The 10,052-nt window shown below is 69.9% G+C and carries 6 protein-coding genes; 5 read left to right on the forward strand and 1 reads right to left on the reverse strand.

The window, feature by feature from the left end:
• Nucleotides 1-302 precede the first annotated feature (302 nt).
• From ACFUO4_RS36190 to ACFUO4_RS36200, 3 genes are all read left to right on the forward strand, one after another.
• The gene (locus ACFUO4_RS36190; RefSeq protein ID WP_383492864.1) at nucleotides 303-2,348 is read left to right on the forward strand and encodes a M4 family metallopeptidase; all 2,046 of its coding nucleotides are present in this window, start codon (nucleotides 303-305) and stop codon (nucleotides 2,346-2,348) included.
• Nucleotides 2,349-2,644: 296 nt separating this feature from the next.
• Nucleotides 2,645-4,312, forward strand: a complete 1,668-nt coding sequence (locus ACFUO4_RS36195; protein WP_383492867.1) for a M4 family metallopeptidase — start codon at nucleotides 2,645-2,647, stop codon at nucleotides 4,310-4,312.
• A gap of 69 nt (nucleotides 4,313-4,381) precedes the next feature.
• Nucleotides 4,382-4,909 (forward strand): DUF1990 domain-containing protein, encoded by a 528-nt coding sequence (locus ACFUO4_RS36200; RefSeq protein ID WP_383492870.1) that lies wholly within the window; start codon nucleotides 4,382-4,384, stop codon nucleotides 4,907-4,909.
• Between the two features lie 22 nt (nucleotides 4,910-4,931).
• On the opposite strand, the gene ACFUO4_RS36205 is transcribed toward ACFUO4_RS36200, so the two are convergent.
• Nucleotides 4,932-7,553 carry a glycosyltransferase family 1 protein gene (locus tag ACFUO4_RS36205; RefSeq protein ID WP_383492873.1) on the reverse strand — a complete coding sequence of 874 codons (2,622 nt, stop codon included), beginning with the start codon at nucleotides 7,551-7,553 and terminating at the stop codon, nucleotides 4,932-4,934.
• A gap of 355 nt (nucleotides 7,554-7,908) precedes the next feature.
• On the opposite strand from ACFUO4_RS36205, the gene ACFUO4_RS36210 reads away from it, so the two are divergent.
• Both ACFUO4_RS36210 and ACFUO4_RS36215 read left to right on the forward strand, forming a co-directional pair.
• On the forward strand, nucleotides 7,909-9,111 hold the full coding sequence (locus ACFUO4_RS36210; protein ID WP_383492876.1) for a S8 family peptidase: 1,203 nt from the start codon (nucleotides 7,909-7,911) through the stop codon (nucleotides 9,109-9,111).
• Nucleotides 9,112-9,336: 225 nt separating this feature from the next.
• On the forward strand, nucleotides 9,337-10,052 hold a 716-nt coding region (locus tag ACFUO4_RS36215; protein WP_383492879.1), incomplete at its 3' end, for a maltotransferase domain-containing protein.

Consider the following 10,052-nt stretch of genomic DNA (forward strand, 5'->3'; position numbering starts at 1 on the left):
CCGCCCTGACTTCGCACGGGGACCGGCCGCCCCTGACTTTTAGACAAATTGCCCGTATAACGAACATGACCATCCGGGCAACGGACGATTTCCAGCCAACTTCCTGACGCGCTCCTGACAGAAACCGCAAACTGCTGCGACTCTTCCCACGGCCACGACACAGCAACCCCACAGCTTCCGCACAGGGCTGTGCCGTGATCGAACTCCAGCACGCGCAATGCCCGTTCTGCCCGGCCGGCCCACCAGCCGACCGGTCTCCCCATGGCCGCGCGACCCGCGGCCCGCAGACGCAGGAGTCAGTGTTGAGAGAGAGTTCCTCCCACAGACGCACCTCCCACACGATGCACCGCCGTGCCGCAGCCGTGGCACTCGTCGGTGTGTCCGCCCTGATCGCCGCGGCCGTCCAGTCGGGCGCCGCCACCGCAGCCCCGGAGAAGGCACCGTCGGCCGCGGGCAAGGTCATACCGGGCGCCGAGTCGGTCAAGCTGACGCCCGCCCAGCGCGCCGAGCTGCTGCGCACGGCGAATGCCGGCAAGGCAGACACCGCCAAGGAACTCGGCCTGGGCGCCAAGGAGAAGCTGGTCGTCCGTGACGTCGTCAAGGACGGCAACGGCACGCTCCACACGCGCTACGAGCGGACCTACGACGGTCTGCCCGTCCTCGGCGGCGACCTGGTCGTCACCAGCACGAAGGCCGACGCCACCGCGGCGGTCACCAAGGCGACCCGGGCCACCATCAAGGTCGCCTCGGTGAAGCCGCAGCTGTCGACCGCCAAGGCCGAGAAGCAGGCGCTGAGCGCGGCGAAGGCGGAGAAGGCCAAGAGCCCCGCAGTCAGCCACGCCCCGCGCAAGGTGATCTGGGCGGCCGACGGCAGGCCGACGCTCGCCTACGAGACGGTGGTGGGCGGCTTCCAGCACGACGGCACCCCGCAGGAGCTGCACGTCATCACCGACGCGGCGACCGGCGCGAAGCTGTACGAGTGGGAGGCCATCGAGACCGGCACCGGCAACACGGTGTACTCGGGCACGGTCAGCCTGACGACGACGCAGTCGGGTTCGACGTACAACCTCACCGACGGCGCCCGCGGCGGCCACAAGACGTACAACCTCAACCGCGGCACCTCCGGCACCGGCACGCTGTTCTCCGGCTCCGACGACGTCTGGGGCAACGGCAGCGCGTCGAACGCGGAGTCGGCGGCGGCGGACGCGCACTACGGTGCGGCGCTCACGTGGGACTACTACAAGAACATCCACGGCCGCAGCGGCATCCGCGGTGACGGGGTGGCGGCCTACTCCCGCGTCCACTACGGCAACGCGTACGTCAACGCGTTCTGGGACGACAGCTGCTTCTGCATGACCTACGGCGACGGCTCGGGCAACACCAACCCGCTCGTGTCGATCGACGTGGCCGGTCACGAGATGACGCACGGCGTCACCTCCAACACCGCGGGCCTCAACTACAGCGGGGAGTCCGGCGGTCTGAACGAGGCCACCTCCGACATCTTCGGCACGGCGGTCGAGTTCTACGCGGCGAACTCCAACGACGTCGGTGACTACCTCATCGGCGAGGAGATCAACATCAACGGCGATGGCACGCCGCTGCGTTACATGGACAAGCCGAGCAAGGACGGGGCGTCGAAGGACAGCTGGTACTCCGGTATCGGCTCGGTCGACGTCCACTACTCCTCGGGCCCGGCCAACCACTTCTTCTACCTGCTGTCCGAGGGCAGCGGCGCCAAGGTCATCAACGGCGTCAGCTACAACTCGCCCACCTCGGACGGCCTCCCGGTCACCGGCATCGGCCGCGACAAGGCGGAGAAGATCTGGTTCCGCGCGCTGACCACGAAGTTCACCTCCACCACCAACTACGCGGCGGCCCGCACCGGCACCCTCGCGGCGACCGGTGAGCTGTACGGCACGACGAGCGCCGAGTACAAGGCGGTGCAGGACGCGTGGGCGGCCGTCGCGGTCGGTTCGCGCTCCGGCGGCGGCGGTGGCGGTACGTCCTTCGAGAACACCACCGACGTATCGATTCCGGACAACGGCGCCGCGGTGACGTCGTCGATCACGGTCTCCGGGCGGACGGGCAACGCGCCCTCCAACCTTCAGGTCGGGGTCGACATCGTGCACACCTACATCGGTGACCTCAAGGTCGACCTGGTGGCCCCCGACGGCAGCGTGTACACGCTGAAGGCGTACGGCACCGGTGGCAGCTCGGACAACATCAACACCACGTACACCGTCAACGCTTCCTCCGAAGTCGCGAACGGGACGTGGAAGTTGAGGGTCCAGGACAACGCGGCCATCGACACCGGCTACATCAACAGCTGGAAGCTCACCTTCCCGTAGGCCGGCCGTGCTCCACGGCTGAACGACAGGGCGCCGCCCCGGAGGTTCGACTCCCCGGGGCGGCGCCCTCTTTTTGCCAGCCGCTTACCGGCGACTTGTTGGGCCTTTGCCGAGGTCAAGTCGCTTTACATTGCGGCAACATTCACCAGATAGTCGATTTTCGGCCAACATCACTTCAGGGTCCTGACATGTACGCGCCTTGATGCCACGCTTCTTCACACCCGCCGCACAACCTCACAACCGCCCCGGGCCGACGACCCCGATGTCAGTCCGGGCTCCCCCACGAAGGAGCTTGTGTGACCCCCGTCTACGCGCGTCACAAGCGCACCACTCTGGCTATCGCCACCGCCGTCGCGGCCGGAGCTCTCCTCACCACCGGTCTGACCACCGGCACCGCCGCCGCCCAGACCCCGGCGGAGACCAGCGGCAAGGCCGGCCTCGCCGGCGCGCCCCTCCAGCTCACCCCGGCGGCGCGCACCACGCTCATCAAGCAGCAGCAAGCCGGCGCCGCCGACACCGCCCAGGAGATAGGCCTCGGCGCCAAGGAGAAGCTGGTCGTCAAGGACGTCGTCAAGGACGCCGACGGCACGGTGCACACCCGCTACGAGCGCACCTACGCCGGTCTGCCCGTCCTCGGCGGCGACCTGGTCGTCCACGAGTCGAAGTCCGGTGCGACCAAGAGCGTCACCAAGGCCACGACCAAGTCCATCAAGGTCGCCTCCCTGACCCCGAAGCTCACCGTCGCCAAGGCCGAGAAGCAGGCGCTGACCGCCGCCAAGGCCGCGGGCTCGGAGAAGACCGCCGCCGACGGCGCGCGCAAGGTCATCTGGGCCGGCTCGGGCACCCCCGTCCTCGCCTACGAGACGATCGTCGGCGGCTTCCAGGACGACGGCACCCCGAACCAGCTGCACGTCATCACCGACGCCGCCACCGGCAAGAAGCTCTTCGAGTACCAGGGCATCGAGAACGCGACCGGCACCGGCAAGAGCCTGTACTCGGGCACGGTCAGCCTGACCACCACCCTGTCGGGTTCGACGTACCAGCTGACCGACGGCTCCCGCGGCGGCCACAAGACGTACAACAAGTCCCACGGCACCAGCTCCTCCGCGGGCACGCTGTTCACGGACGCCGACAACACCTGGGGCACCGGCACGGCCTCCAGCTCCACCACCGACCAGACGGCGGCCGTCGACGCCGCCTACGGCGCGGCGGAGACCTGGGACTTCTACAAGTCCACCTTCGGCCGCAGCGGCATCAAGAACAACGGCGTCGCGGCGTACTCCCGGGTGCACTACGGCAACCAGTACGTCAACGCGTTCTGGGACGACAGCTGCTTCTGCATGACGTACGGCGACGGCGAGGGCAACGTCAGCCCGCTGACCTCGCTGGACGTGGCCGGCCACGAGATGAGCCACGGCGTCACCGCCAACACCGCGGGCCTGAACTACTCGGGCGAGTCCGGCGGCCTGAACGAGGCCACCTCGGACATCTTCGGCACCGGCGTGGAGTTCTTCGCCAACAACGCGTCCGACAAGGGCGACTACCTCATCGGCGAGAAGATCGACATCAACGGCGACGGCACCCCGCTGCGCTACATGGACAAGCCCAGCAAGGACGGCGGCTCGGCGGACTCCTGGTCCTCCTCCGTCGGCAACCTGGACGTCCACTACTCGTCCGGTGTCGCGAACCACTTCTTCTACCTCCTCTCGGAGGGCAGCGGAGCGAAGACGATCAACGGGGTGTCGTACAACTCCCCGACGTCCAACGGCTCCACGGTCACCGGCATCGGCCGGGACAAGGCGCTGCAGATCTGGTACAAGGCGCTGACGACGTACTTCACGTCGACGACGAACTACAAGGCGGCGCGCACGGGCACGCTCTCCGCGGCGTCCGCGCTCTACGGCTCCAGCAGCACGGAGTACAAGGCGGTCGCGGCGGCCTGGTCTGCCGTGAACGTGAGCTAGCCCCAAGGGGTTTGGCGGGCGGCACCCGGGACGAAGGCATTCCGGGGTGCCGCCCTACCCTTGTTTCCCATGCCGCCGATAGAGCCCCCGAACCCCTTCACCTACGCCGACGTGGGAGCGACCCGCAAGCCGGGCTTCTGCCCACCGGACTTCCACCCCCTGCATGTGCGCACCCGCATCGGCGAGGGCGAACCGGTCTTCCGCCGCGCCTCCGAAGCGGTCCTGACCTGGGAGATGCACCGCGCGATGGGCGTGGGCATCGACGCGACGGCCGACCGGGCGGCCCCCGAGGTCGATGTCACGGTCACCCTGGCCGGCATGATCAAGGCGCCCTGCCGGGTGGTGTGGACGGTCGAGGAACACCGCCGCGCGGGCTGGGCGTACGGCACCCTTTCCGGCCACCCGGAGTGCGGCGAGGAGTCCTTCGTGGTCGACCGCACCGGCGACGGCACGGTGTGGCTGACGGTGTCGGCGTTCAGCCGGGCGGCGAAGTGGTACGCCCGGGCAGGCGGCCCCGCGACCCGCGGGCTGCAACACGCCTACGCGCGCCGCTGCGGCGTGGTCCTGCGCCGGCTGTCCGGCGGGGAGGAGGACTGAGCCCGGCCCAGCCCTCCGTCCGTCACCGCATCAGCACCCCCGCGGCCTCCACCGCCTCCTCCGAAGGCACCGCCACCAGCCCCAACTCGGCCCCGGAGGCCAGGAGCCGGTGCGCCGGGAGGATGCGGACCGTGTAGCCGAAGGGACCCGTCCGGTCGAGCGACAGGGGGCCCTCGTAGACCCACCGCCCCTCCGCGTCCGGGCCGCCCACCGGCTTCAAGGGGAGCGTCAGCGCGTCCGTGATCCTGTCCTCCTCGTCGACCCGGCCCGACAGGGCCTGCACGTCGACGTCCTCGGGGCTCAGATCGCCGAGACCGACCCGGACCCGCAGCCCCAGCGTCGTCCCGAGCTCCGCGGTCGCGGTCGTCACGGACGTCTCCACATGGTCGACCGTCACGCTCGGCCACGCGGAACGCACCCGCGCCTTCCAGCCCGCCAGCTCCCGTGCCACCTGCGGCTCCATCGCGCGGTGCGCGTGCGCGGCGGGGGTGTAGAGACGCTCCACGTACTCGCGGACCATCCGGCCGGCCAGCACCTTCGGGCCCAGCAGCGTCAGCGTCTGGCGGACCATCTCGATCCAGCGGTCGGGCAGGCCGCCCTGGCCGCGTTCGTAGAAGCGGGGGGTCACCCGCTGTTCCAGGAGGTCGTAGAGCGCCGCCGCCTCTATGTCGTCCCGGTGGTCCGGGTCCGTGCCCGTGCCGTCCGCCGTCGGGATCGCCCAGCCGAAGTCCGGCTGGAACCATTCGTCCCACCAGCCGTCCAGGACGGAGAGGTTCAGACAGCCGTTCAGCGCCGCCTTCATGCCCGAGGTGCCACAGGCCTCCAACGGCCTCAGGGGGTTGTTCAGCCAGATGTCGCAGCCCGGGTAGAGCTTCTGCGCCATGGCCATGCCGTAGTCCGGGAGGAAGACGATCCGGTGGCGCACCCGCGGGTCGTCCGCGAACCGCACCAGCTCCTGGACCAGGCGCTTTCCTCCGTCGTCCGCCGGGTGTGCCTTGCCCGCCACCACGATCTGGATCGGACGCTCGGGGTGCAGCAGCAGGTCCATCAGCCGGTCCCGGTCACGCAGCATCAGCGTCAGGCGCTTGTACGACGGGACCCTGCGCGCGAACCCGATCGTCAGGACGTCGGGGTCGAGCACGCCGTCGATCCAGCCCAACTCGGCGCTGCCCGCGCCCCGTTGCCGCCAGGACGCGCGCAGCCGCTGCCGTACCTCCACCACCAGCTGCTCGCGCAGGTTGCGCCGCAGCTCCCAGATGTCCTGGTCCGGGATCTCGCCCACCGCGTCCCAGCGGTCGGAGCCGCCGACCGTCAGCGCGTCCTCGGTGCGCTGGGCGCCGATCTGCCGGGCGCCCAGGCGGAAGACCTCGGGGGCGACCCAGGTCGGGGCGTGCACCCCGTTGGTGACCGAGGTGATCGGGACCTCTTCCGGGTCGAATCCGGGCCAGAGGCCCGAGAACATCTCGCGGCTCACCTGGCCGTGCAGCAGCGAGACGCCGTTCGCCCGCTGGCCCAGCCGCAGGCCCATCACCGCCATGTTGAAGAGGTTCGGTTCGCCTCCCGGGTACGTCTCCATGCCCAGGCGCAGGATGTGCTCGACGTCGATGCCCGGCAACTCGGCGTCGGGGCCGAAGTGGTGGGCGACCAGTTCGCGGTCGAAGCGGTCGATGCCGGCGGGGACCGGGGTGTGGGTGGTGAACACCGTTCCGGCGCGCACCGATTCGAGGGCCGCGTCGAAGTCCAGGCCTTCCCCGGCGCACAGTTCGGCGATCCGTTCCAGGCCCAGGAAACCAGCGTGGCCCTCGTTGGTGTGGAAGACCTCGGGCGCGGCATGTCCCGTCAGCCGGCAGTACGTGCGTACCGCCCGCACCCCGCCGATGCCCAGCAACATCTCCTGCAACAGGCGGTGTTCACTGCCGCCGCCGTAGAGCCGGTCCGTCACGCCCCGTTCGCCGAGGTCGTTCTCCTCGACGTCCGAGTCGAGCATCAGCAGCGGGACGCGGCCGACCTGCGCCAGCCAGATACGGGCGTGCAGCTGCTTGCCACCGGGCAGGGCGAGCGACACCTGCGCCGGGGTGCCGTCCTCCTCCCTCAGCAGCGCCACCGGCAGCTCGTTGGGATCCAGGACGGGGTAGTGCTCCTGTTGCCAGCCGTCCCTGGACAAGGACTGACGGAAGTAGCCGTGGCGGTACAGCAGGCCGACCCCGATCAGCGGCACACCCAGGTCGCTGGCCGCCTTCAGATGGTCGCCGGCCAGGATGCCGAGGCCGCCGGAGTACTGCGGAAGCGCGGCCGTGATGCCGAACTCGGGCGAGAAGTAGGCGACGGCGGACGGGAGTTCGCCGGGCTGGGTCTGGTACCAGCGCTCGCCGGAGACATAGTCGTGGAGATCGTCGGCGACCGACTGCAATCGGCGCAGGAAGCGGCGGTCCTCCGCGAGCTCCGAAAGACGCCCGGGCGGCACGCTGCCCAGGAGGCGTACGGGGTCGCCGCCCGAGGCGGCCCACCGCTCGGGGTCCACCGACTGGAAGAGGTCGCGGGTCTCCGCATGCCAGGACCAGCGCAGGTTGCGTGCCAGGTCGCTCAACGGGCGGAGGGGATCGGGGAGTACGGGTCGGACGGTGAAGCGACGGATAGCCTTCATGGGCACTGCCACCTCGTCAGGCGTGCGGAAGCGGACGCACCGCGTTGTGCGTCCCGTCGTCGACAACGACGGTATCCGTGGAGGGGCCGCCATAACCACGGTGCCGTGGAAGCCATACGGATCGGAATCAGACCGGAAACCGCCGCAACCTTCACGCACCCCTCATGGCCGGTATGGCCGATTCCGCCCCCATAGGCCTCCTTGTGGTGACTTCACACCCCACGAGAGGCTGCACCTGGCGTATCGGTCACACAGGGCCAGACCCGGACGACACCGGCCGGCCCGCAGCGCTTCCGGCCGACTCCCGGGCGCGTCAGGACCGCCGTACGCCGAGTCGAGGAGGGGAACTCACACCATGGCACGGACGCGAACCCGGCGTCTGCGCCGGGCGGGGTGCTTGGCCGCGGTGACCTGTGCCGCCGCGCTTTCGGCCAGCACCCTGCCCGCGCACGCCGCACCGGAGGGGCGGATACTCGGCGCCGGAGCCCCCGGCTCCGTCGGCGGAAGCTACGTGGTGACGCTCAAGGGGGGAACGACGGCCCCGTCGTCGGCGGGTAAGAGCCTCGCCGAGAAATACGGGGCGAAAATCAGCCACACCTACGGCACGGTCCTCAACGGCTATGCGATCAAGGCCGATGAGAGACAGGCGAGGCTTCTCGCGGCGGACTCCCGGGTCGCCTCGGTCGTGCAGGACACCCGGGTCACGCTCGACCGCACCCAGCGCAATCCGCCGTCCTGGGGCATCGACCGTGTCGACCAGCCGGGTCTCCCGCTGGACAAGAACTACACCTGGCCGGATTCCGCGGGCGCCGGGGTCACGGTGTACGTCATCGACACCGGCATCCGCATCTCGCACAAGGACTTCGGCGGACGGGCCTCCTACGGCTGGGACTTCGTCGGAAACGACAGGTACGCCGGTGACGGCAACGGCCACGGCACCCATGTCGCCGGCACCGTCGCGGGCACCAGGTACGGCGTCGCCAAGCAGGCCGAGGTCGTCGCCGTCCGGGTTCTCGACAATGCGGGCTCCGGTACGACGGCCCAGGTCATCGCGGGCATCGACTGGGTCACCCGGCACGCCAGGAAGCCCGCCGTCGCCAATCTCAGCCTCGGCGGCTACCACAACGCCCAACTCGACGCCGCCGTCCAGAACTCGATCAAGTCCGGCGTCACCTACACCGTCGCGGCAGGCAACGACGGGCTCCCCGCCGGCCTCTACTCCCCCGCGGACGTGAAGCAGGCGATCACGGTCGGCGCGACCGGCACCACCGACACCCGGGCGAGCTTCTCCAACTACGGCTCCGCCCTGGATCTGTTCGCCCCGGGGGTCTCGATCACGTCAACCTCGAACAAGGGCGACAGCGCCAAGGCCACCTACTCGGGTACGTCGATGGCGTCCCCGCACGCCGCGGGCACGGCCGCGCTCTATCTCGCCGACCATCCGGGGGCCACGCCCGCACAAGTGGCGAAGGCGCTGGTCACGCTGGCGGCGTCCGGCAAAATCTCCGCACGCGGGCCGGGCTCGCCGGACAAACTCCTGCAGGTGCCGGGCTCCTAGGCACGGTATGCGGACACCGGTCCCGTCCGATGCGGACGGGGCCGGTCTTGTGTGCAGACATACGCGTGAGTAGTTAACAAAGTGCCGGATTGCCCACCCGAATAGGGTGGGAAGGCTCCACCGGTACACCCCCAGCCACATCATGGGAACACACGAGAACACCACGCAGGACCCACCTCCCCACAGCCATCCGCCCACCCCCAGTTGACGCGGACAGGAGCGGTCATGCCCGCCACGCACCACTCGTCAGCACCCCCGACACCGAGCACCCGGCCCGCCGTCACCGGGCCACCGTCCACCTCGGAGCCACCCTCCACGGACGAGACCCCCACGATCGGACGGATACCGGTGCTGGACGTCCGCCCGGTCGTCCAGCACGGACGCCGCCCGGCCAAGGCCGTCACCGGCGAGACCTTCCAGGTGACCGCCACGGTGTTCCGCGAGGGCCATGACGCGGTCGCCGCCAACGTCGTACTGAAAGACCCCGAGGGCCGCCCGGGCCCCTGGACGCCGATGCGCGAGCTCGCCCCCGGCACTGACCGCTGGGGCGCCGACGTCACCCCCGGAACCGAGGGCCACTGGACCTTCTACGTGGAGGCCTGGGGCGACCCGATCAGCACCTGGCGCCACCACGCCCAGATCAAGATCCCCGCGGGCATGGACATCGAGCTGGTCCTGGAGGAGGGCGCCCGCCTGCACGAACGGGCCGCCGAAGGTGCCCCCAAGGGACAGCGGAAGATCCTCCGGGCCGCCGTGACCGCCCTCCGGGACGAGACCCGCCCGGCCATGGCCCGGTTGGGGGCGGCGTTGACGCCGGAGGTGGACGCGGTGCTGGCCGCGCATCCGCTGCGGGAGTTCGTCACCGCCTCCGACCCGCTGCCGCTGCTGGTGGAGCGGGAGCGGGCGCTGTACGGGTCCTGGTACGAGTTCTTCCCGCGCTC

Source organism: Streptomyces sp. NPDC057280 (genome assembly GCF_042668605.1).
Lineage (GTDB): Bacteria > Actinomycetota > Actinomycetes > Streptomycetales > Streptomycetaceae > Streptomyces.